Source organism: Algoriphagus sp. (assembly GCF_046296635.1).
In the GTDB taxonomy this organism is placed as follows: Bacteria; Bacteroidota; Bacteroidia; order Cytophagales; family Cyclobacteriaceae; genus Algoriphagus.
Window position 1 is genome coordinate 112,495 of record NZ_JBKBKZ010000005.1, and the last position, 24,129, is coordinate 136,623.

Genomic DNA, 24,129 nt, shown 5'->3' on the forward strand with positions numbered 1-24,129 from the left:
CAAAAAATCCCGGCCTGATGGTCGGGATTTTTATTTTTTGGATAATCAGCAACTCACTCGCAGGTTGGGCAACAAACAAATGGAACTTTGGTCAAAGGTGAAGTTCTGAGAATTCGGAAATGTCCCAAACTATCTCCCAATTGATCACGATCAACAGGTGTTGTTTGATTCTGATTTTCCATCATCCTTTGAGCAGCCATTTGGAATTCTCTGTTTTCTATAGTTTGATTCCTAAAATTGAAGCTATTCAGGTGCTGACGGATATTAGTGATATTTCCAAACACCTCCACAACCAAAACACTCAAAGAACTGTCTTCTGGTAAGCCCAAATCAGTTAAATAACCCGCAATTTCTTGGGAAGTAAATACTGCGGTTCCTATTGGGTGAGATTCTCTGATATTGGCGAAGAGTGTAGCTTCAGAAATCTGGTTTTGATTAAACTCAAATTTGCCCCGATTATATTTTGGCATGTTCGGTCTGAAATAAGTCTGTTGGGTAAGTACATTTATAAGTTTCAATTCTTTAGGGTCTGTATTGACCCTGACATCAATCCTCATCTTACGTTCTGCAATCAAAATATTTCGATGATCTAATCCATCGGCCTGATGCACTTGGGCATAAAGCAATGTCCAAAGACTGGTACGCGGTGGTTTGGATGTGACATTTTTTCCTTGAAATACGGCCTTGGCATAGGGTGCCGAAACATACATGTGATTCTCATTCCTATTTAAAGAGCAGAGCAATGTAGGGACGGGATGCTGCATTCCTGTTACGCGCTGTTCCCTTCCAAACCTTGCCTGAGCAGTTGACCAAAGGTTTCCCTTAGGCACTCCATTCAAATAGTGCTGGCTTAAAATTGAACCAAGTGTAGCCTCATTCAACTCATCATCTTCCTTTGCACGATCTATAAAATGAGCATGCCCAACTCTAAATTCATAGGTAAAAAAACCAAACATTTCAGGACTTTCTGGATGAAGACCCGGAGGAATAGGAAGCAAATAATGCCGATCACTGTCCGTGGATTTGATCATCATCTGCATTGCATCAATACCGGACTTATCATCACTTTGTCCTGGGATAATTCTTCGCGTTACTTCAGGTGCCAGGCTGAGTGATGCTTCTTCTGGGACTTGCTGAAGATCCCAATCATTATTTGAAATCATTTGATCAGGAGCATTTGCCAACATTCTGCAGAAATATGCATCATCTGGGTTCTGTATAGCCTCTTCAAATTCCACCCAAAGGAATCGCCTTCTAGCCTCAGTGCTGCTGTAATCTTCAGTTCTTTCGTAAGGAGAAAAAGCCAATCCTACACTTACTACTTTTGGTATCTGTGAAGGATTGAGTACTGTCGGCAGTTTAAGCAAGTCGCTCTCGATTGATTCTGCTGAGGCATGTCCTTTTTTAATTTTTGGAACCAAAGTATACTGAGCCCAAAGTTCGTCTGGATAGCGTGGATCAGTGGAATTCGGTAAAAATCGTTCATTCTTAGGTTCCAGTGCATCGAGGTATATCACTCGGGTATAGTTTCGAGATATCCTATCATGACTATCTGGTTGCAAGGCCTCAAAGGAAATCGTGTGTTTAATTTCTATATCATCGAGGTAGTCATTTGTTCGAAGGTTTTGTAATGACTCTCTTCTAAACCTATTTTTTCTTTGGATAACGAATGCTACATCCTCATGTCCATCCCAAGTCCAATCTCTATTGAGTTGATAGCTGAGGCAAGCTACCCAGTGATAGTATAGATCAGATTTGGTTGCAAATGTGATACTGCTACCATCCGGAGCTAAAGAATGGCGAATTCTAGCACTACAACCAAAAGCCACCCGCTCTCCCTTTTTGGCCATCAGCGTTAATCCTTTGGACTCCAAACCAAGGGCATCAGCTATTCTTTTGACGACATCAGGTTGATCATTTTCGGATCTTCTTCGCAATCTTGATCCAATGGAAATCTGCTTTACAGTCGGCACAGGATCAGGTTTAAGGTAAAGCGCCTGTAGTTCAGGGATGTTTTTGTAAGGAATGAGCAAGTCTTCTTCGCTCTTTGTCTCCTTGTAAAACATCAATTGCTGCACTTTACCAAAACGGCTGTCTTTCTCCTCATCAGCATCAATAATCCCAAAGTAAACGAAATCTTCTTCCTCCGAAGTGGCAACTGCCCGAATCGAGACTCTTGCATGGCGACCAGTGGGAAGAACGATTGAACTGGCAGATAGCTGATCAAACAAGGCTTTCTGAGACAAAAATGGATCAGCCGGTTCCCCTAAATTTAGAACTGGAACGTCTATGAAATTGACTGGTAAATCGATTCTACCGTTAAAATCTGAAGGAAAATCCCACTCTTTTGAATACAGAGGAATATAGCTATCCTGGCCGGAGCGACTGAGTTGAGTATCCATTCGAAGGGATTTGACCTCCACCAAAACTTTGATTTTGGTCACATCAGGATCTGGAAGGGCGGGCTTAATTACTTCTTCACTATCAATTGATTTCAGTAATTCTACAGGATCCTGTCCTATTTTTTGATATTTATCTGTGAAAACAACTGCTGGATATTCCAGAAGTGGTCGCTCAATATGGAGTACCACACCATCCCCAAATTCGGAATCGTCCAATTTTGTAGCATTGAAATAATTCACACGATTGGACCTGAAATCTTCAGGTTTTTCGATCCGCAACATACCCGGGTTGACAAATCGTTTGAATGAAACAGAAGTCTCCGGACTAGGTGCTGCATTCAGTGGCTCATCGGTCAATGATGGCCCACCTCCTGAGATATCAGCCATTCTAATCCTGAACCGGTAGGTATTTCCATAGCGCAGCAAGGTTTTAATCTCTCCGGGCGATAACGCCCTATTCAGAGCTACTTTACCGATTTCAGTGCCATTTATTTCCTTTCCATGATCTTTATCTGTTTTGTAAATCGCCATGGCATCCTTGTCTTCAGTCGACAAGCTCTTACCAATCCAATAGGCGTAGTACATAGGAAGCCAATAGCCATCACTTTTTGGCCCGGATAATTTGGTCGGATAGACTTGGTAGGGAAGTTCTACCGATTGTCCGGAAAATGACCCCGTAAGTTTCTCTTGAGAAGTATTGACTTGGACGACATTTAGGCTTTCCCATTGGGCACTTTCTTCAGCCTTTTTAACATCAATATGGTATCCCATGACTCCCAAAGCTGAATCAAGACGCTTGTTTGATCCTGGCAAGTCTCCTGGATTTTCTAAAATCTGTCTCAGATACCAGACCAAAATCTGCTCATCATCCCAGCCGAGTCGAATTCCGGAGTCTGATTGAGGTGGTAGTCCATCCGGTTTTTCTTTAAGTAAATTCCCGCTTTCAGGTTGATTGGCATGGACAATTTTAGCGAAGCCATCATTATATAGATGTGCTTCAAGAAACAATTCATCCCAAGGTCCTGGAGGAATAGGTTCGGTAGCATCACTTGGTTTTTGGTACAAGACAGGAAACAGCACTGGGGCAAAAACAGGACGATTTTCACCAATTTTCAGATCAGGAATTTTTGCAGCATATCGCTTGATCAGAGGACCATCAGCTTTGTTCAGCAATTCTTTTTGAGCTAATTCATAATTTCCCCCGACGATTTCTGCATAGAGATATCCTCCATTGTCAAACCATCCCGGCTCCACTTTCAATTTGACCTCATAGATCATCCCGCAGGCTTTAGCAAGTAGCGGTTGCCGAAGAATTGTGGCAAATACTTTACCCCAACTGATGGAATTTTTAGGCTTATAATCTTCAATTAATTCAATTTTCTCACGAACAGCGCACTCATAAGAATCATCAGTCACCGCATTGGGATGGCGAGGAACTGTAAAATTGAAGCGTTCCCGGTATGAAATAGGTAAGTATTTTTTGATACCTCGTTTTCTCGACTCATTTAATGGGACAGGGTCGGGAAGCTTGTCATTGGTATCTGTAATTATTCCTTTGAATGAGTCCGCTACTTGTTTAAGAAAATCCGCCTTTTTATCGGCAGGTATAATTTTTACATTCCTTAGAATAGGCTTTCGGCTTTCAGCAGTCGCATTACTCAGAGGAAAATCATCTGTACCACTGACAATTGCCAGTTGAAACTCCGGTTGTAAATCTGCAAAACCAGAAACTGAAGTGGGAAATGGATTGATTAGTCCCGTTGGCCAAGGTTTGAAAGGATCATTATTCCGAGGTACAACGACGATATTTACAGTCAACTCATCCCCTTCAAAACGCTGGGGAAATGTCATAAGGGTGAGAATTCTTCTTGGTTCCATGATGAAAATATTATTGTGAAAAAAATTAAGCTATTTGACGGCTTTCCTGCCAGGTTTCTTCGAAACTGATATTAATGACAAAGCAAATACTGATATCCAGCCCGAAAGTCACTGATGCAGTACAATCGGTTTTTCCATTAGGGCCGCTAATCCGTTTGACTTCACCCCTTGCTTCGATGTAAATGGTCACGCTTACCAGACCTCCTGCCAGGCTTGCCCTACCTTTGAATAGTAAAAATGCTGCCACTGCAATTTCTTTTGCAGAAGCATTGATCTCACAACCCACCATGTAAGTCACACTGACATTTCCGATTACTGGCAAACCAACAGAAATAGAAGCTCCAAAACCGAACTTCATCATCACGCTAGGGCCTATTTTAGTATCGCAGGCGAGTTTAAGCTCTACAGCACCTATAGCATATATTGTTGCACCACCGACAGTGACACACATGACTTCGAGTCCACCCTTAAATTGGATAAATCCTCCGGCAGTCGGCAAAAGCTGTTTGGGATCTGTGGTAACCTTCAATGCGGCATTAAAGTACACTCCTAATGAAAGACCCGCCTCTAATCGTAGTGGGCACTGTGGAGAATTGTATAAGTTGTCTTCCGGAGGGAATCTGACCAAAGGGATTTCTTTTGTTGCTTCAAACTTATATTCCCAGATTTCCCCTGCATTGCTCATGGCGATTTGAAGACCTTTTTTCATCACATCAGCATAGCTGCCTGTAGACATAGAAGCAAGAAGCTGAAGGAGGTCAATTACAGGCTGAAGGTCCTTACTGAATTCGATTTCAGGAGTAGGCAATCCCTGAAGCTTGTTAGGACTATCTGGCCCTCCTTCATATCCTGATTCCTTACCTTTTTGAGCGTCAAAATTACCCTTGATAGTCATCAGTCGCTCAAAAGACCCCAAATCAACCACCATGGCGACATTGTTCACCCGACTTTTCCAGGTATCCTTGAGGTCTTTAGCAAATGAATCGACATCAAAATTCAGCTTGGAATCTATGTAGGTATTATTGTTAGGTTTGGTCTCCTTGGCTTTGTATTCGATATAGATTTTCAAGGAATCCATATTGACCAATTTGATTGGCTCAATGCTAGGTACATCAAATGCAATTGCCTTGTTGAGGGTATTATTTGCTTCTCCAGTAAGCAATTTGAATCCACGATCTACAATCTTTCCATTTTGATCTGTTAGTACCGTATCCAACAATTCAAACACCTCCCTACCCCCATCTAAGATAGGATTGGTCTTAAAAGCAGGTTCAGCCTTGCCGCTGGAGTCCACCCCATTTACCAAAGCGACGGCTTTTCCCAGGTTTGAGTAGCCATCACCAATATTTGGAAAAATACTATTGCTGTCCATCAGCCGATATGCATCAGCAAATGCAGGTGGAGTTTTACTCAAAAGCTTTTTTAAATTGTTCTTGAAGCTAGGAGTAAGAAACAGTGCTTTTTGAGTAGCTGTAGTCTGGAGAAAACCAAAATTGATCGTATCATCGACTGGATCTCGGAGAATCTCTTTAGGATGGGCCACACGAAGCAAATTTCCATTGAGAATCGAATTATCAAGCGTATTTCCAACTTTCCATAGGCCTTCTCGAATCACAGGTACAGGAATGTAAGTTGGTAGTGGAGTGACTTCACCTGTTCCGGTCTCATGCTGCACCACTGACCAGCTTCCATCCTTTGGAAGAAGTACATTTCCACGTGCCGCTGCCACAAAAACCGGTGAGGAATTGTTTTTTGCTACAGATGGAGAAATATCAAAGCGAGTGATGCGCATCAATTGACCGGATTTATTGAGATCCATGATGCAATCCACATCGCCTCCAATTAATCCGCCTTGGAGATTCAAAAGATTGACGAAATGCTCTTCAGGAATTGTAACCCCTTGAGGAGCTAGTTGGACATATCCTAAGATCTTTTTGGAAGGAGTCATTCCATTTTTGTGGCCCTGAACGAGGTTATCCATTTTGATATCCGCATCGAACCAAACTGGAGCCAAAATCACATCTCGTGTGATTTCTTTACCAGATTTATTTATTATCAATTCCCCAAACTCATCCACATATGGTTTATTTGGTGCTATTATGATACCAGCTGGATCGTTATACTCCGCAATACTTCCATCCTCCTGAATATTGGTCACATTAAATAGTCCCCGGATCGCACCTGTATGAAGCTTATATGGGGTTTCAGTTATTGTCTGCGATGTGCTTTTATCTAAATATTTATAGGTAAAATCAAACAATCCATCAGACTCTGCTTGCCAACCGCTATCAGTCCTGTAGACATATCCTGATCCAGTTCTGAAAAGCGTGATAGTTCTGACCACTCGAATCCCCCAAGGATATAGAATGCTTTTTACTTGAATGACTTCATGTCCCGTTCTACCAAGCATAATATCAAATCGCGATTGACTTGTTTCCGCTATTGCAGCTCGTGGACTGAACCAATTGCTAAAAGTACTAGCTCCATAGCCTGTAAAATCAATATAGGACAATGGAACGCCCCTTCTCTTTAAAGTACCAGGATTTGATTCATCAGCAAAAAATTCACTGTTGAAAATCTTGGTCACGCTCCTTCCCAAAGTACTGGTGTTATTAGGTTGGCCATTCATTTGGAGAATGTTTGCCAGCTGGATAGTAAACCCTTTGAACATGGGACTATCAGGGCCAGCTCCTACTATTGCATCTTTACCATAATCCTTTGCTATGGCCCGGATTTGTATTCCCCCTACTAAATCGTTTGGAAAATTAGGATTGACCAGATTAAGCTCTGGCTTTTCTGACTCCCTTTGCTCATCATGCGAAAGCTCCGCCAAGGCCTTCAGTCCAAATGGAAGTGTAAAAAGTGCATCAACGGCTGATTTTTGATCTTTATATTGCTCAAGCGTGTACTTGACTAGCGGCTTAGGAGCAAGTGGAACATTACCTGTGTGATAATTTGCAATGCGAGAAGGTCCGCCGTCATTTGGGTAATAATTAAAAAACATAAGGGGATCCCCCAAAACGTCCTTACCTGGAGGAGTTAAATTGAATACAGGCTCCCATGCCACCTGAGGCAGCATAAATAAACGAGCCGCTACACCGGGCACCACCACTTCCATACCTTGTACACCAAACATCTGATTGGAAGTAGGTTGGACATAACCTTCATTTTCCTTTCTACCAACTATCGTTCCTGTAGTCACCCTTTTTAGTAAGGGGGTACCCAAGCTAACCCCCATTTGATTGGCATTGGAACTCACATCCAAAAGGGCAAAAAGCTCATTCTGATATTTTTGAATATGTGGACTTAACTGCTGCTCATAAGGAGGCAGAGGATCTTGTACCTTCTTGGCTTTTATTTTGTCCAAAACTTTTGGAATGCTGGAACCTATACTCATCGCGGACACAGCCTCGGCTTGAAAGGATCTTGCCACAATTCCACCAGAATCACCGCCAGATTGCTGTTGATTGGATTCCAGCCCAAAATGAAATCCTACTATGACTTTATCAGGTCTATTGGGTACAGAATCTTGCGAAATCTGACAAACCAACCAACTGATAATTCCTTCAACGCCCTTTCCTTTTCCCCTACTTGTCATTCTTCTTAAGTGGGCTACATTTGCCAAATAAGGATCAGGAAGTGTAGGCAAATAGCCCAATAGTCCAAATACCAAGAAGGTTTTACTCTTGACAATCCCCTTCCAATCCGGTGTACAGGTCCCAAAGATCATCGCTCCATTAACTGGCGTTACTGTGAAAAGCGCATTTTCTAATGCAAGTGCTAGGCTCTTGAATTTTGGAACTCTATCAAATGGTAATTTATTGTCCCAGAGAATATTATCATCAATCAGATAAAGTAGGTTTTTATCTTCTGAGCCAGCAAGAACAACCAAGCTATCCTTGGTTTTTACTTCAAGTGGAAGGCCGCTGACCAAAACTGGTCGATCGACTTTGTGGATCGTATTGCCAGTAAAGGCCAAGAGTTCAGCTCCTTCAGCCAAGGAATTATAAAGCACCGATGTCTTTTTGCCAAGGGAGACATGAAGACTAGTTCCATGTGGATTTTGTTCATCCTTCCAGTGGTCAAATTCCTGAAACGCACCTTCTCCCTCCCCTATTAAATCAGTCAACCCAATTCTTCCCGGATCTATCAAAAACAAAGGAGCTTGGAGTTTTATGTTTTTGAGTTGCAAACCACTCCAGCTAAACTTTAATCCTGGTTTTCCTTCAATCAAAAAACCACCCGAACCTGCCACTTCCAATGGGCTATTGACATCTAACTCAGCTGCAGGGATTGCCCATGCTGCGAAATTTACCGGTGCACTTTCTGTAATCTCAACAATGGGGCTTTGCTGTTTGCCAGGGTTAATCACCCCCTGACTTGAAGCCATTGGAATCAATAACCTACTTAGTTGAGAGTTATACTTTGGTGCTGCATTTATTTGTTGAAAAATAAACTTTTGACCATAAAGGTCGGCTTCTCCGCTTCCCACAGTATGAATTTGGGCCTTTGCAGTTCCTGAAAATGAAAAAAGTAGGCTTTCGGGAGTTTTGACTTTGGCTGCTACTGCATCTCTCCCATGTTTCTTTTTTGTATAAGTTTCAGGAGGAGCTTGCCCCAAAGCTAAAGTAACTTGAACGCCAGTTTGAGCTCCTAAAACCAGTTTTCCATTTTGCAGTACCGGATTTTGGCTTAGCTGAATCTTTCCTGATCTCACCTTCAAACCTGCGTATCGATTGGATGGAGCTCCTGTAGCCAGCATATCACAACGAATCCAAACACTACCAGCTACAATTTGGTAATCTTTGGTTACCTCCACAGGTGGTGCACTGATGACTTTTTTTCTTTTTTCCTGGAATTGGGCTTGAAACAGGATAACTGGGAGTGGACTATTCTGCTGATAGATACCCAATAGCTTTACAACTCGATAAAAATCAATAGCTATAATTCTACCGTCGTCACGAATCAGAGGACCGATAGTTCTATCGACTCTGGCACCAGCCGCCCAAGCAGGGACACTTCTTCCCAATTGAGTAGATCTGACAGGCACCTCCCTTACAAAGGGCTTGAGTTCAGGCTCTTCCTTTTTTATTTCTGCTACTTCAATCTCTTTTCGAATTTTCTCCATTTGATCGGGTTTGATCCGCTCTTTAGCAAAAAGCTGGGATCTTTCGAAACTGAATGAGTCCGATCTGACTTTGGGGTCTTCTGAAGTGAGCAGGTTTCTAGCTAGCAGTGGTAGTCCTTCTTCCCAAAGTTTGGCATCTTGAGAATTGTTAAGCTGAAGGTGACCTAATACCTCAGCAAGTAGTGAGTTTAAGTGATCTTTTTCCATGAGAAAAAATTAAAGGTTAGAAAAAACCTATTCCCAATTAAAAATTGATCTCAACCAACCACTAAAAATTCCTACCTGAAACCGATTGAAAACTGAAAAATAGTCCGATGAATCTAATAAAATATCAGCTTAACATCCAAAGAAAATCAAGTATAATTTCTTGATTTTCTTACTATTAATACATTCTGAGATAAAATTTTTTAGGTTTAAATCAAATTAATATAACTTATTCCAAAAAAAGCCAAAAACCACTTATCATGTTCTTGTCTCCGCTTTTCTCAGGTTTCCGTTAATTTTACGTTTTACCTCAGGCTATGAAAAAATATCTTTCTACAATTGCACTTTTCCTTGGAATAGGTATCAATTTTTTGATGGCGCAGCGTCTTCTCGTAGTAGAATCTGAAAGTAACCAACCTTTGGGTGGAGTTCTGATCTATTCAGCGGATCCGGGTAAAAGTGTGATCACGGATGCAAAGGGGACAGCTGAGATTGGAATTTTTAAAAATCAGAAATCAATCATACTCCAGCTCTTGGGATTTGAGTCTAAAAATGTGACTTGGGAAAACCTTACATCTTCCCAATTTCAGGTAGCGCTCATCCCAAGTCAGATCACCTTAGACGTAGCAATTATTGCTGCTTCAAGATGGAGACAGAATACGCAGGATGTCCCCGGAAAAGCTCGATCACTTGATCAAAACCAGCTTTCCTTACGTAACCCGGCTAATACTTCAGATTGGCTTGGTAGCAGTGGTGAGGTATTTGTTCAGAAAAGCCAGCTCGGAGGAGGTAGCCCGATGATTCGGGGATTTTCGGCTAATCGACTCCTCTACGCTGTGGACGGTGTGAGAATGAATACAGCAATTTTTCGAAGTGGAAATCTTCAAAATGTCATCTCTCTAGATCCTTTTGCACTTCAATCGACTGAAATCCTTTTCGGTCCCGGTTCTGTGATGTATGGATCCGATGCCATAGGGGGAGTCATGGCCTTTGAGACGCTTTCTCCTGTACTAAAAGACAAATCACTTTCAGGGAATATTTTAAGCCGCTTTTCTAGTGCCTACTCAGAGAAAACTTTCCATGCTGATTTAACCTATGGTTCGGGAAAGTGGTCGTTTTTATCGAGTGCCACCCATTTTGACTATGGAGATTTGAAAATGGGCAAAAACAACGGACCCGATTCATACCTCCGAACCGAATACCAAACCACTGAAAATGGTATTGATCTTCAAGTCTCCAATCCTAATCCGCTAGTTCAAGTGGGTAGCGGATACCAACAACTCAATCTGATGCAAAAAGTCCGGTTTCAAGCAAATGAAAATACCACTTGGGATTACGGATTTCATTACAGCAAATCCACTGATATCCCTCGATACGATCGCCTGATCGAAAAAAGAGATGGAAAGCTACGTTTTGCCCGTTGGGATTATGGACCCCAAATCTGGATGATGAATACTATTCGGATGACTCATTCGGCTGCTTCAAGTTGGTTTGATGAGGTGAAAGTAATTGCAGCCCACCAATATTTTGAAGAGAGTCGGATTGATCGGAGGTTTGGTCAAAATAATGAGTTTTACAGAACCGAAAAAGTCAATGCCTTTTCTTTAAATGCGGATTTTCTAAAAAATCTTACGTCTGAAAAGTATTTTACATATGGCTTTGAATCTGTGTTAAACCAAGTGAATTCCGATGGGAAAGTGACCAATAAATCGAGCAATCAAGTCAATCCCGCCTCGGCTCGCTATCCCAATTCGGATTGGTCCTCCATTGCTGTCTATGGAAATTTTCATACCAACCTTACCGGGAACCTGCAATTTCAAACTGCCATCCGATACAACTACACCAGTCTAAACGCTGACTTCACCAATAATTTGAATTTTTATCCCTTGCCGTTTTCTGAATCCAAAAACCGATACCATTCTATCACAGGGAATATTGGATTTATCTATAGGCCTGAACCTTCATTTTCCATTTCCCCATTGATTTCCACGGGTTTCAGAGCTCCGAATGTGGATGACATCGGGAAAATATTCGATTCTGAACCAGGAACTGTATTCGTCCCAAATCCTGATTTGAAACCAGAATACGCCTATAATGCAGAAATCAACTTCAATAAACACTTTCAAAATCGAGTCAGAATTGATTTTACTGCTTTTTATACGCTTCTGGACCAAGCGCTTGTCCGACGTCCATTTATGCTGAATGGTCAATCCGAAATTATGTATGACGGTGAGTTAAGCAAGGTACTGGCCCTACAAAATGCCGCATTTGCGAAAGTATATGGGATACAAGCCGGAGTAGAAATCGCAATCACCAAAAAACTTCTTTTTACCTCTCGTTACAACTGGCAAAAAGGAACAGAGGAATTGGATGACAGGTCGGCCAGCCCTTCACGACATGCCGCACCATCCTTTGGCCTAACTCGGCTTTCCTACCAATCCAAAAAATTGAAACTTGAGCTTTCATCAATTTATAATGGTGAGCGCTCTTTTATGGCTATGCCAAGAGAAGAAATCGGAAAACCCGCGATCTATGCACGAGATGAAAATGGAAACCCTTTCGCTCCTAAATGGACTATTTTCAACTTCAATGCTGAATTTGAAATTCAGAAGTGGATTACTGTGTCTGCCGGTGCAGAAAACATAACTGATCAATTGTATAGGCCCTACAGTTCGGGAATTGTAGCAAGCGGGAGAAATTTTACGTTAGGAGTCAAAGGTCATTTTTAATCACTAATAATCGATGAAAATACAATCAAAGCGAATATTTGCAAGCCTTACTTTATTTTCATTTTTGGCTCTAATGCCGATGAGTTGTGGATTGTTCTGCGGTAATGACTCTTGTGGATGTGGCTCTCTTCCAAAGCCCCGAGATCTCCGGGTGAAATCATTTGAAACGCTGACTGTAAATGAATCAGGAAATGAAATTTTGGATTCGGAAATAAAAGCATATAATCAGGTTTTCAAAACATTACGCATCAAAGAGGCAGAATACAAAGTGCAAAGTTCAATTGAATCAACTTCATCAACACTGGGACTTGCTTTCGCTTGCGATCCTGCACCAGATCGAACTAAAAACTCTCTTTATCTCATTCAAATCCTCAACCAAAAAGAATTTACCCTTGCTGATGGAACTAATTTTTCGGTGGGAGATAACATCACCTCACTTTTTGGAATGAATCATTTTTTCGCTCAAGGATTGACATCTATAGAAAATTTCACTGCCCCAGGCCTTAGACTCATTAGGGAGGATTATTTCAAAATTGGTGTAATAGAAAACCCCGGAAAAGAACTTAATCTGAAATTCACCATTCGACTTTTATTTGATGATCGCCAGGAGTTCTTACTTACCGATCAACTACTTAATGTCCGCTAGAAGGGAAAATCTGATAAAAATCTTCTTTATTTTTGATTAGATTCATTCCAAATAGTGCTATTTTTGCCGTCAGGAGAATTTAAACCCATGACAGCTGACACCCTTCCTTTAAACAGATCAGGCAAAATTGTTGAAATTTTACCTTCCCCTCTGAAAATCAACCTGATGGAATTAGGTTTTCTTCCGGGTAAACAGATTCAACTTCAGCATCAAGCCCCTTCAGGTGGCCCGATGGCATTTTTGATGGAAGAAACTTTACTCGCCCTCCGAAAATCCGAAGCAGCGCTGATCCGTGTAGAACAGATTTAATTTCATGTCAGAAGCTACTCTTTCCAATAGAACATTAACGACACGAATTGCCCTCGTAGGAAACCCAAATGTGGGTAAGTCTACGATTTTCAACTTTTTGACGGGTTTAAACCAGAAGATCGGCAACTACCCCGGAGTCACTGTAGATAAGAAAAGCGGTTCTGTTCAAATTAATGGAGAGACCTTTGAAATCCTGGATCTTCCTGGCACCTACAGTCTTTTCCCTAATTCGGAAGATGAAATCATTGCTCACCGCGTACTGAATCAAACCAGACTCGAGACAAGGCCTGATTATGTATTGATGATTATTGATTCCTCTCAATTATCGAGAGGACTTTTTCTTGCAACACAATTAATCGATTTGGGAATTAATCTGGCAGTGATCCTCAACATGGCCGATTTGGCAGAGAAAAGGAATATCGAAATCAAGACTTTCGAACTTTTTAAATCATTGGGAGTACCCATCCTTTCCACCGACGCAAGGAATCATAAAGGGCTGGAAGAAGTCAAAAATCTGATCAGCCAGCGGAATTTCAAGAAAGCCCCGTCATTTCTGGATATTCAACAGGTCATTCCTTCAGAAATGCTGAATCAAGTTCAGGTAAAGTTTGAACTGGAGAATTCCTATCAGGCCTATCAGATGATACGCTTTGGGACCAAGGATAAAGCAATTCCGGCTACTGACCGAGCTTACCTTGAAAATCTAATCCAAACTGCAAATTTTGATTTGGAAGAAGCACAACTGGAGGAAACCAAAATCCGCTATCGAAAGATAACTGAACTCGTTACCAAAGCACTGTTCAAAAAAGCGGAACCAAAACCTACTTCAAATCTTGATAGGGTATTTCTTCATCCCATCCTTGGATATGTGATCTTCGTGGGGATTTTGCTCCTGATTTTCCAGACGATTTTCACTTGGGCTTCTTACCCAATGGACCTAATTGATGGACTATTTGCGGATATCAGCGCAGGTGTTGGAGGCTTACTTCCTGATGGACCCTTTACGAGGCTTCTGGCCGAAGGAGTGATTCCGGGTATTGGAGGTATTGTAATATTTATCCCTCAAATTGCTCTTTTATTTGGGTTCTTAGCGATTCTGGAGGATACCGGATACATGTCACGGGTCGTATTTTTGATGGATCGATGGATGCGTCCATTTGGACTACATGGCAAAAGTATCGTACCCTTGGTGTCGGGAGTAGCTTGTGCGATACCTGGAGTGATGGCTGCAAGAAATATTTCAAACTGGAAAGAAAAGATGATCACCATCCTAGTCACTCCTATGATGAGCTGCTCAGCTAGATTACCAGTATATATTATCTTGATCGGATTGACTGTACCGGATGAGAATGTATTGGGATTCATTAACCTACAAGCTTTAGCACTTCTTAGCTTATATCTATTGGGAGTTATCGGAGCATTAGGAACCGCCCTTCTTCTAAAATTGATTTTAAAAACGGCCGAGAAAAGTTTTTTACTTTCAGAGCTCCCCCCCTACCGAATTCCACGCTGGAGTGATGTTGGGCTAACTATGATTGAAAAGTCCAAAACCTTCGTGGTGGAGGCGGGTAAAATCATTTTAGCTATTTCCATCGTGCTTTGGGTCCTCGCAACCTATGGTCCACCATCCACAATGGAACAAATTCGAATAGACGGTGAGGCTAAACTTGAAAACATCAGTGATGAAGCTCAAATTGCAGAAATTGAGGCTGAAACAAACTCCCAACTTCTAGAGAATTCCTTCATCGGAATCATGGGCCGGGCCATTGAGCCTGCAATCAGGCCTTTAGGCTATGACTGGAAAATCGGTATTGCGCTCATTACTTCCTTTGCTGCCAGAGAAGTATTCTTCTCTACGATGGCAACGATCTATAGCATCGGTGGTGACATCGAAGATGATCGAACGATCCGTGAGAAATTGGACCAGCAAATCAATGCTAATACAGGAGATAAGACCTTCAATTTGGCCTCCTCGTTTTCATTGATGGTATTTTATGCTTTTGCCATGCAGTGTATGAGTACTTTGGCAATTGTCAAAAGAGAAACGAAAAGCTGGAAATGGCCGTTGATCCAAACAGTATACTTGACGGTGCTGGCCTATGTGATGGCTTTTATCACGTATCAAATTTTCTCCTAATATGTGGCAAGAAATCGTAGTCGGTATTTTAGTGATTGCAGCCTTGGTTTACTTAGGTAAGAAATACTTCCTAAAACCCAAAACTCAAGCTGGCTGCGACAAATGCGCAAAGCCTTAAAAATCTCGGGGATTCTTAAGAATTCCCATTTTTTTTCTACTTTTCAACAATGAGTAAAATCGCCCAGCAAAGTATCCAAACCACTATTTTTTCTTACTTCGGTGTGGTATTGGGTTATATCAATGTCCTTTGGCTATATCCGTACGCTTTGGATGCTACCGAATTGGGAACCTTCCGGACCATTCAGGATTTGGGTTTGCTGTTTGTTCCTTTTGCGCAACTCGGAGTCGGTCATGGGATTACTCGATATTTCCCAAAACTGGAAAAAAATCAATCGGCATTTCTGACCTATAGCCTCGCTCTCTCCCTTTTGGGCTTTGTTGTAGTCAGTTTGATCTTCTTTGGTTTTAGAGATCAAATCATGGACTTATTTGCCACCAATTCGCCCGAGGTGCTCAATTTCCTAGGGATTGTTTTGCTGATTACCCTTTTTGCTTTGCTCAGCAGTGTGATGGATGCTTATAGCCGATCCTATCTGAAAGTCGCGATTCCTACCTTTTTCAGGGAAGTATTTCTCAGATTCTTAACCTCAATCCTAGTTGGAATTTACCTGATTGGTTGGATCAGTTTTGATCAGGTCATGATCGGGTTGGTTGTGGTGTATGGATTGGGACTATTTGGAGTTTTGGTTTACCTTATTTGGCTGGGCAAAGTACATCTAGACTTCAATTGGAGAAACTTCCCTCCCGGCTTCAGGAGTTCATTTATTCGATTTAGCTTGATCACCTTCCTGGCCACCGCAGCTTCGACTTTGATTATGAAAATCGACAGCATCATGGTCAGTTCGATGGTAAGCTTGGAAGCCAACGCCATCTATTCCATTGCTTTTTACATGGCATTGGTGGTGGAATTGCCACGAAGGGCTATCTCTCAAGTAGCCATGCCAGTGATAGCTGATCATTTTGCAAAAAATCAAATCCAGGAAATCAATACGCTGTATCGGCAGATCTCCAACAAGCAGCTGTATATCTGCTTGTTTTTGTTTGCGTTGATTTGGTCCAATATCGACAGCATTTACCATTTTGTTCCGAATAATGAGATTTATCAAGCAGGTAAAATGGTGGTCTTCTATATTGCTTTGGGAAAAATCTTTGATGTAGCTTTTTCAGTTAACAGCGAGATTTTAGTCTTTTCAAAGTATTACCGTTTCAATCTGGTTTTGACCATTGCGATGAGCATTCTGATTATTGCTGTGAATTATTGGCTGATTCCTATTTATGGAATTGAGGGTGCAGCGATTGGGTCAGCCTCTGTGATGCTGCTATTTAACCTCGTCAAATATGGCTATTTGAAATTCAAGTTGAATCTTGACCCATTCAGCTATGAGACACTGAAGATTATTTTTGTGGGTGTTATGATTTTTGTTTTAAGAGACCTTTACCTAGATGGAGTTCATCCATTGATCATGATGGGTGTCAAATCAATCCTGATTCTTGGGATGTTCTTTTTCTGGTCGATGATAGCCAACGTGGGTCAGGAGGAATGGAATTGGATAAAAAGTAAATTAAAAAAGTCCGGGCCTTAGAGTGTTACAAACCTCCGTACTGACAAGATTTGAGCTGCCTTAAATCCGCAAACTTCCACTGTTATCCTGCGTTTTGGGCGAGGCCCTTGCCGGTGAAGGAAAGGGTGAGGCCTGTTTTTGAAAAGGGCTTTACTCGTGATTGTAATTAAATTGTGAAGTTTGAACAAGTCGGCGACCCGGACTCGACAAATATACGATATGTATGCAAGAGTGTTTAAAAAAATCGAATTCACGAAACCTATATCGTTTGAATTCCAATCTTGAAAATCACAGCTTTTTAAGTAGTTCCAAATTTTATTTCACAGTAAAACCTATTGTAGGCTTCAAATTCAAGGATTAATTCAATCCCAATTAAAAAATCAAAATTTTATTTTGCGAATTTCTGAATAGTTTCATTCGCTTAAACTTAACTTTGTACCGCAAACCCACGGTTACTATGTACCTGATTAAGAAAATGATTGTTTGTCTGGATCAGACACCACTAGATCAGACATTGATTGAACATGCATCCTTCATAGCTAAAGTCAATCAAACCAAGAAAATCTACTTTTCGAATGTTATAAAAAACCTTTCCATCCCGAAGGAAGTCTTGGAAGAATTTCCCAACCTGATCGAGAATATGATCAATGAACGGACAGAAGCGATGGAAAAACTGGTCAATGAGCATTTCAGAGAACTGAAAGGACTCACAATAAGCTATGTAGTAAAGGAAGGGAACTTATCTAAAAAAATATTAAAGCTAGCGGAGGAAAAATCTGCTGATATGATCATCATTGGTCGAAAAGTAGATCTTCCCGGCACAGGCGTTGCGTCTCAAAGACTTGCCAGACGGGCCAGCTGTTCTTTGTTAATCGTGCCCGAAGGATCAAAACCAAGAGTCTCCAAACTCTTGGTTCCAAGCGATTTTTCGGATTATTCCAAAGATGCACTTGAAGAAGCCATTATGATAGCTTCCAAACATGGTGGAAAAGCTGAAATCGTCTGTCAGAATGTATTCTCCGTGCCCTCAGGCTATCATTTTACAGGTAAAAGCTACGAGGAGTTTACTGAAATTATGAAAATGCATGCCGAAATCAACTATAGGAAATTTATTCGAAAGATAGATACCAAGGGAATTAAAATCACCCCGATCTATACCAAAGACGACGACGATGATCCAGTTCAGGAGATCGTATCAAAGGCGCTCGAAATTGAAGCTGATGGGATAATCATTGGTGCAAAAGGCAGAACAGCAGCCACTGCACTTTTTATAGGAAGCATGGCCGAACGACTCATTCAGTTCAATGACAGCCTGCCATTACTTGTCACGAGGCCAAAGGGCAAAAACGCTGGGATTCTTGATTATATCCTCGAGATTTGATCTCACTAAAACCGATTAAAGAGTCAGACATTTTGACTCTTTTTTATTTTTATTAAACTCTTTTTCGCTACTTAAGTCTAATGACCCAAGTATGGCACCAATCGATGAACAATTACTGGAGCAAATCCGCTCACCTTTTACTAGGGAGCTAGGATTCAGGCAATTGATCGAAACGTACCAAAAGCGAGTATATCAAGTAATCCGAAGAATGGTCCTCATCCATGAGGATGCAGATGACCTCACGCAGAATACTTTCATTAAAGCATACCGTTACCTCGACAAATTTGAAGGAAACTCTTCCATTTTCACTTGGTTATATCGTATCGCTACTAATGAGGCTTTGACTTTTCTTGAGAAAAAGAAAAAAAGGTTTTCATTTTCCATCGACGACCATCAGGATAAACTCGAATCCTACCTTGATCAACCTGGAAATTTGTCAGGCGACGAAATTCAAATTCGACTTCAAAAAGCCCTACTACGACTTCCTGAGAAGCAGAGATTAGTCTTTCACCTGAAATATCAAGAAGAGCTCACCTATGAGCAAATGTCCGAAATCACGGGGACAAGCACGGGAGCATTGAAGGCCAGTTATCATCATGCCGTAAAAAAAATTGAACAATTTGTGCTATCAGAATAAACTATACCTAATCATCCTTGTCTAACTTGTTATGAATCAATTACCAAAACTCAAAGATTTCAATGCCCCCGAGGGATACTTTGACCGTTTGCCAGATCAGATCATGGCAAAGTCCCGTGCCAAGAAATCTCATAGTTGGATTAGATATGCCGCAGCAGCGGTTGTGGTGATTGGTTTAACCATTACTTGGCAAGCAGACCTCTTTACTCCTACCTATCATCAACTTACAATGGAGGAAATCGCTAATCTTTATATTGAAAGTAATATTTGGACCACCGAAGATATCTTAAGCATGGCCGATGACCCCAATGGCATACTCGATCAAATAATTAATGAAGAAATGCCACTATCCGAAGACCTATGGTTTGAGGATGAACTAAACTGGTTTTAATAAATTATGAAGAATTCCTATCTACTCGCCCTACTTGTCTTCTTGATATTTGGATCCAATGCCTACGCACAGCGACCACAGGTAGATCAAGAGAAACTACAATCTGCAAGAATTGCTTTTATAACAACCCGACTTGATTTGAAGCCAGATCAGGCAGAAAAATTCTGGCCGATTTACAATCAATACAATGATGGACGTGAAAAGACCATGCGGCAAATGTCTGAATTAGGCAAAGGTGTAGAAACAGTCAGTGAAGACGAAGCAAAATCTCGTATTCAACAACGTCTGAAACTTCAGTCTGAATTACTTGACAAAGAAAAAGTATTTATCAATGAGGTATCTAAGGTCTTGTCATCCAAACAAATCCTCATGCTAAATAACATTTCCCGTGATTTTAACCGCCAACTATATCAAAGAGGAAGAGGAGGAAACTAAAAAAAATGGCCCTGAATCACTTCAGGGCCATTTTTTTTATTGCTTTTTCAATAGATCTCTGATTTCTTCCAAAAGCTTCTCAGAAGTGGTATGCGCAGGAGGTGGCGGTGGAGGTGCAGGTGCTTCTTTTTTCTTGGTCATGTTATTTATGCCTTTGATCGCAAGGAAAATAACGAACGCAATGATCGCAAAATCAATTACATTCTGGATGAACATTCCGTAATTGATCGTGACAGCAGCCACCGCTTCACCAGCGGCATCGGTGGTTGCATCCTTCAGAATTATGTTCAAATCCTTGAAATCAACTCCTCCGATCAACATGCCAATTGGTGGCATGACGATATCATTGACGAATGAAGAAACAATCTTACCGAAAGCTCCACCGATGATCACCGCGACCGCTAGGTCGATGACATTGCCTTTGACGGCAAATTCTTTAAACTCTTTTAGCATTGACATATAAAGTAAGGTTGGTTGAAGTATCGTTAAATATTCCTAAAATCTTGCTGATCTGCAAGAGCAAAAAGAAAAAAGGCTTTTCAAAGTGACTTAAAGAATCAAATGACTAGAAATTTGAACCAAGCACCCTTGTTTTTCATTAATCTTGCAGACAAAATAAATTTGAATGCAAGCTCCAATCGCCCCCAAAAATCCACAACTTTTAGAAGCTCATGGACATCAGCGAATTGACGATTACTACTGGATGAATGACCGGGAAAACCCGGAAGTAATTGCCTACCTCAATTCGGAAAATGATTACCTCAAAGCTGTCATGCAGCCGACTGAAAAATTCCAAAAAGAACTTTTCGAAGAAATGAAGGGCCGAATCAAAGAAGATGACCAAACTGTTCCCTATTTCAAATCTGGATATTATTGGTACGTCCGCTATGAAAAGGGAGGTGAATATCCAATCTATTGCAGAAAAAAAGGATCTCAAGCAGGACCTGAAGAGATTATTCTCAATGTAAACGAACTCGCCCAAGGAAAACCCTTCTACCAAGTAGGAGGAACCTCCACTACACCCAACCAAATGATTCTGGCCTTTGCCTCAGATGAAATTGGACGAAGAATCTATACCATCCATTTCAAAAACCTGGAAACAGGGGAAATCTTCGAAGAAAACATTCCCGAAATCACTGGAAATTTTGTTTGGGCGGCAGACAACTTGACTTTATTCTATTCTAAACAGGATCCGGAGACACTCCGATCCCACCGCATTTATAAGCACAAACTTGGATCTGATCCTTCTATGGATCAATTGATTTTTGAGGAAATTGATGAGGAATTTTCCTGCATGGTACATAAGTCCAAAACTGAAGAATACCTATTTATACACTCAGAAAGCACCATTTCTTCAGAAATGAAATTTCTGAAATCCGATCAGCCTGATGGGGAATTCCAACTTCTCCAAGAAAGAATTCCACATCTAGAATATGCCGCAGATCATTTTGGCGAGTTCTTTTGGATCAAAACAAATGAAAACGCACAGAATTTTAAACTAGTAAAAACTCCTGTTTCCAACACAGGAAAAGAAAACTGGATTGATGTTATCCCAAATCGACCGGATGTGCTATTGGAAGATTTTGATTTATTTTCAAAATACCTCGTAACCCAAGAGCGATCCAATGGCTTAACTCAGATTGAGATCAAACCATGGGATGGGTCGGGTTTTTCCCTTCAATTTGAGGATGAAACGTATACGGCTTGGGTCAGTACCAATCCTGAATTTGACACAGACATCCTCCGTTTTGGTTACAATTCTTTGGTCACTCCAAGTTCTATTTTTGATTTCCATATGATTGCCGGGGAAAAGACCTTGCTCAAACAGCAAGAAGTAGTGGGTGGTCATGATCCTGAACTTTACCATTCAGAGCGAATTTGGGCAAAAGCAGGTGATGGTGTAATGGTGCCGATCTCATTGGTCTATAAAAAATCACTTTTCTCCAAGACTGGCAAAAGCCCACTCTTACTATACGCTTATGGTTCATATGGCCACAGCATGGACGCTTATTTTTCCAGCAATCGACTTAGCCTCCTTGATCGGGGTTTTGTCTTTGCGATAGCACATATCCGCGGAGGTGAAGATTTAGGGAGACATTGGTATGAGCAGGGTAAAATGCTGAACAAACAAAATACTTTTACTGATTTCATCGCCTGCGCAGAGTTTTTGATTTCTGAAAATTACACATCATCTGATCATCTGTACGCCATGGGTGGAAGTGCCGGTGGCCTGCTTGTTGGGGCGGTGATCAATATGCGACCCGAGCTTTTCAATGGTGCCATTGCCAATGTTCCATTTGTTGATGTGGTGACTACGATGTTGGACGAAAGCATTCCACTGACGACTGGTGAATTTCAGGAATGGGGTAATCCTAAGGATAAAGAATATTACGATTACATGCTATCCTATTCACCTTATGACAATGTAGAAGCTAAAGGCTATCCAAACCTTCTCGTCACCTCGGGATTACACGATTCTCAAGTTCAGTATTGGGAACCAACCAAATGGGTGGCAAAACTTCGGGATTTGAAAACGGATAAAAATCTTTTACTTCTGGACACCAATATGGAAGCAGGTCATGGCGGTGCTTCCGGTAGATTTAATGCCCTGAAAGAATTGGCATTGGAATATGCTTTTCTGTTTAAGTTGGAGAGGAAAATTTAAATAGTAGACAGACACCCTATTCAGTTTTCAAAAATAAATCAAAAGGAAATAAATGCTTTTTGAGAAAACATGAACCATTAATTTTGGCTTCTTATTTACATTATTCAGTCTTTAAAAACTTGTCTTAAGAAGGGAAGTGCGAATTTTTCCTAACTTTGGCCTAAACCTATTAGCATCTATTCATGAAAATTGCCCTGATCGCCCATGATGGCAAAAAAGCTGACATGGTACATTTTTTAAGCGGATTCCGTGATGCACTTCATCGAGTTGACATTGATCTTGTGGCTACAGGAACTACCGGATTACATATTGAAAGAGCTGGATTTGAAGTAGAGCGTTTACTCTCGGGACCCTTGGGTGGAGATGCTCAAATCGCTGCAATGGCAGCTGAGAAAAAACTTACGGCAGTGATTTTCTTTCGTGACCCCCTTGATAGGCATCCCCATGAGCCTGATGTACAGATGCTCATGAGAATTTGTGATGTTCATAATATTCCCTTAGCGACTAATCCTGCTTCAGCAGCGCTGATGTTCAAAGCCTTAACACAACCTTAAATGGAACTTAAAACCATAAAAAAAATTGGAGTCCTCACCTCAGGTGGGGATTCACCAGGAATGAATGCTGCGATTCGAGCAGCCGTCAGAACTGGTTTCTATTACAACCTTGATATGTACGGCATCTATCGCGGATACGAGGGGATGATCCAAAACGACATTAAAAAGCTTGATTCTAAACATATTACTCATGTCTTAGAAAGAGGTGGAACTTTCCTTAAATCTGCCCGAAGTGAAGAATTCAAAACTGCTGAGGGACGAAAAAAAGCTTATGCTAACTTAAAAGCTCACGGAATTGATGCGCTGATAGTTATTGGTGGAGACGGTTCACTTACAGGAGCTCATTTGTTTTACCAAGAATATGGTGTTCCCGCCATTGGTCTTCCAGGTACGATTGATAATGATTTATCCGGTACAGATTCAACCATTGGTTTTGATACTGCATGCAATACAGCTATCGAAGCAATTGACAAAATCCGAGATACTGCTACTTCCCATGACCGCTTGTTCTTTGTGGAAGTAATGGGAAGAGATGCTGGTTTCATTGCTATTAATGCCGGCATTGGTAGTGCTGCAGCCGCTATCTTGATTCCGGAAAACAGAACTCCTATCGAGGCGCTGGTGGAAAAGCTCAAATCCAGAACCAAAGCTATGAAGACATCCAACATTGTCATTGTAGCAGAAGGAGGTAAAAGTGGTTCGGCTCAGGAAATAGCCGATAAAGTAAAAAAACATCTGCCTTACTATGATATTAAGGTAACCATCTTGGGGCATTTGCAGCGAGGCGGAGCACCTACTTCCTTTGACAGACTTCTTGCCTCAAAGCTTGGAGTTGCAGCAGTAGAAGGTCTTATGCAAGGCAAATATGATGTAATGGCAGGTATGATCAACCATAAAGTGGTCTTCACTCCGATCGTCAAAGCAATCGTAGATGACAAAAGAGTGGATGAAGATGATCTCAGAGTAGCGAATATTCTTTCAACCTAAAAGAAGGACCCACACCAAATTGAT

Annotated in this window: 15 protein-coding genes; 12 read left to right on the forward strand and 3 right to left on the reverse strand. The window is 41.2% G+C overall.

All coding sequences use genetic code 11. The annotated features are described in order from the left end of the window. Positions 1 to 53 precede the first annotated feature (53 nt). Both ACK4HU_RS05750 and ACK4HU_RS05755 read right to left on the reverse strand, forming a co-directional pair. On the reverse strand, positions 54 to 4,280 hold the full coding sequence (locus ACK4HU_RS05750; RefSeq protein WP_409804171.1) for a hypothetical protein: 4,227 nt from the start codon (positions 4,278 to 4,280) through the stop codon (positions 54 to 56). 25 nt (positions 4,281 to 4,305) lie between these two features. Beyond that, a complete protein-coding gene (locus ACK4HU_RS05755) occupies positions 4,306 to 9,615 on the reverse strand; it encodes a hypothetical protein (protein ID WP_409804173.1) in 5,310 nt (1,769 codons plus the stop codon). A gap of 314 nt (positions 9,616 to 9,929) precedes the next feature. Here ACK4HU_RS05755 and ACK4HU_RS05760 point away from each other — a divergent pair, with 314 nt between their 5' ends. The 9 genes from ACK4HU_RS05760 to ACK4HU_RS05800 all read left to right on the forward strand — a co-directional run bounded on the left by ACK4HU_RS05760 (position 9,930) and on the right by ACK4HU_RS05800 (position 19,899). Continuing rightward, positions 9,930 to 12,341 (forward strand): TonB-dependent receptor domain-containing protein, encoded by a 2,412-nt coding sequence (locus ACK4HU_RS05760; RefSeq protein ID WP_409804176.1) that lies wholly within the window; start codon positions 9,930 to 9,932, stop codon positions 12,339 to 12,341. Positions 12,342 to 12,354: 13 nt separating this feature from the next. Continuing rightward, positions 12,355 to 12,987 (forward strand): hypothetical protein, encoded by a 633-nt coding sequence (locus ACK4HU_RS05765; RefSeq protein WP_409804178.1) that lies wholly within the window; start codon positions 12,355 to 12,357, stop codon positions 12,985 to 12,987. Between the two features lie 87 nt (positions 12,988 to 13,074). Next, positions 13,075 to 13,296 carry a ferrous iron transport protein A gene (locus ACK4HU_RS05770; RefSeq protein ID WP_409804180.1) on the forward strand — a complete coding sequence of 74 codons (222 nt, stop codon included), beginning with the start codon at positions 13,075 to 13,077 and terminating at the stop codon, positions 13,294 to 13,296. 4 nt (positions 13,297 to 13,300) lie between these two features. Continuing rightward, positions 13,301 to 15,433, forward strand: a complete 2,133-nt coding sequence (gene feoB, locus ACK4HU_RS05775) for a ferrous iron transport protein B (protein ID WP_409804182.1) — start codon at positions 13,301 to 13,303, stop codon at positions 15,431 to 15,433. Between the two features lie 167 nt (positions 15,434 to 15,600). Then, entirely contained in the window at positions 15,601 to 17,076 is a 1,476-nt protein-coding gene (locus ACK4HU_RS05780; RefSeq protein ID WP_409804183.1) for a lipopolysaccharide biosynthesis protein, read from the forward strand. A gap of 436 nt (positions 17,077 to 17,512) precedes the next feature. Beyond that, positions 17,513 to 18,436 carry a universal stress protein gene (locus tag ACK4HU_RS05785; RefSeq protein ID WP_409804185.1) on the forward strand — a complete coding sequence of 308 codons (924 nt, stop codon included), beginning with the start codon at positions 17,513 to 17,515 and terminating at the stop codon, positions 18,434 to 18,436. A gap of 91 nt (positions 18,437 to 18,527) precedes the next feature. Beyond that, positions 18,528 to 19,073 carry an RNA polymerase sigma factor gene (locus ACK4HU_RS05790; protein WP_409804187.1) on the forward strand — a complete coding sequence of 182 codons (546 nt, stop codon included), beginning with the start codon at positions 18,528 to 18,530 and terminating at the stop codon, positions 19,071 to 19,073. A gap of 31 nt (positions 19,074 to 19,104) precedes the next feature. Then, positions 19,105 to 19,464: a hypothetical protein gene (locus ACK4HU_RS05795; RefSeq protein ID WP_409804189.1), complete on the forward strand. Its 360-nt coding sequence runs from the start codon at positions 19,105 to 19,107 to the stop codon at positions 19,462 to 19,464. 6 nt (positions 19,465 to 19,470) lie between these two features. Beyond that, on the forward strand, positions 19,471 to 19,899 hold the full coding sequence (locus ACK4HU_RS05800) for a Spy/CpxP family protein refolding chaperone (RefSeq protein WP_409804191.1): 429 nt from the start codon (positions 19,471 to 19,473) through the stop codon (positions 19,897 to 19,899). 36 nt (positions 19,900 to 19,935) lie between these two features. Here ACK4HU_RS05800 and mscL read toward each other — a convergent pair whose 3' ends face one another. Continuing rightward, complete coding sequence (gene mscL, locus ACK4HU_RS05805) at positions 19,936 to 20,358, reverse strand: large-conductance mechanosensitive channel protein MscL (protein WP_409804194.1); 423 nt, start codon at positions 20,356 to 20,358, stop codon at positions 19,936 to 19,938. A gap of 166 nt (positions 20,359 to 20,524) precedes the next feature. On the opposite strand from mscL, the gene ACK4HU_RS05810 reads away from it, so the two are divergent. From ACK4HU_RS05810 to pfkA, 3 genes are all read left to right on the forward strand, one after another. Continuing rightward, positions 20,525 to 22,564 (forward strand): S9 family peptidase, encoded by a 2,040-nt coding sequence (locus ACK4HU_RS05810; protein WP_409804196.1) that lies wholly within the window; start codon positions 20,525 to 20,527, stop codon positions 22,562 to 22,564. A gap of 182 nt (positions 22,565 to 22,746) precedes the next feature. Further along, on the forward strand, positions 22,747 to 23,118 hold the full coding sequence (locus tag ACK4HU_RS05815; protein ID WP_409804198.1) for a methylglyoxal synthase: 372 nt from the start codon (positions 22,747 to 22,749) through the stop codon (positions 23,116 to 23,118). After that, positions 23,119 to 24,105, forward strand: a complete 987-nt coding sequence (gene pfkA / locus ACK4HU_RS05820) for a 6-phosphofructokinase (protein ID WP_409804201.1) — start codon at positions 23,119 to 23,121, stop codon at positions 24,103 to 24,105. The last annotated feature ends 24 nt before the right edge of the window (positions 24,106 to 24,129 follow it).

Excerpts from the sequence above, each read along its gene's own strand:
- ACK4HU_RS05800 (WP_409804191.1), top strand. The coding sequence starts at position 19,471 with ATGAAGAATTCCTATCTACTCGCCCTACTTGTCTTCTTGATATTTGGA.
- ACK4HU_RS05750 (WP_409804171.1), bottom strand. The coding sequence starts at position 4,280 with ATGGAACCAAGAAGAATTCTCACCCTTATGACATTTCCCCAGCGTTTT.
- ACK4HU_RS05780 (WP_409804183.1), top strand. The coding sequence starts at position 15,601 with ATGAGTAAAATCGCCCAGCAAAGTATCCAAACCACTATTTTTTCTTAC.
- feoB (WP_409804182.1), top strand. The coding sequence starts at position 13,301 with ATGTCAGAAGCTACTCTTTCCAATAGAACATTAACGACACGAATTGCC.
- ACK4HU_RS05815 (WP_409804198.1), top strand. The coding sequence starts at position 22,747 with ATGAAAATTGCCCTGATCGCCCATGATGGCAAAAAAGCTGACATGGTA.
- ACK4HU_RS05790 (WP_409804187.1), top strand. The coding sequence starts at position 18,528 with ATGGCACCAATCGATGAACAATTACTGGAGCAAATCCGCTCACCTTTT.
- ACK4HU_RS05785 (WP_409804185.1), top strand. The coding sequence starts at position 17,513 with ATGTACCTGATTAAGAAAATGATTGTTTGTCTGGATCAGACACCACTA.
- ACK4HU_RS05765 (WP_409804178.1), top strand. The coding sequence starts at position 12,355 with ATGAAAATACAATCAAAGCGAATATTTGCAAGCCTTACTTTATTTTCA.
- ACK4HU_RS05760 (WP_409804176.1), top strand. The coding sequence starts at position 9,930 with ATGAAAAAATATCTTTCTACAATTGCACTTTTCCTTGGAATAGGTATC.
- ACK4HU_RS05810 (WP_409804196.1), top strand. The coding sequence starts at position 20,525 with ATGCAAGCTCCAATCGCCCCCAAAAATCCACAACTTTTAGAAGCTCAT.
- ACK4HU_RS05770 (WP_409804180.1), top strand. The coding sequence starts at position 13,075 with ATGACAGCTGACACCCTTCCTTTAAACAGATCAGGCAAAATTGTTGAA.
- mscL (WP_409804194.1), bottom strand. The coding sequence starts at position 20,358 with ATGTCAATGCTAAAAGAGTTTAAAGAATTTGCCGTCAAAGGCAATGTC.
- pfkA (WP_409804201.1), top strand. The coding sequence starts at position 23,119 with ATGGAACTTAAAACCATAAAAAAAATTGGAGTCCTCACCTCAGGTGGG.
- ACK4HU_RS05795 (WP_409804189.1), top strand. The coding sequence starts at position 19,105 with ATGAATCAATTACCAAAACTCAAAGATTTCAATGCCCCCGAGGGATAC.
- ACK4HU_RS05755 (WP_409804173.1), bottom strand. The coding sequence starts at position 9,615 with ATGGAAAAAGATCACTTAAACTCACTACTTGCTGAGGTATTAGGTCAC.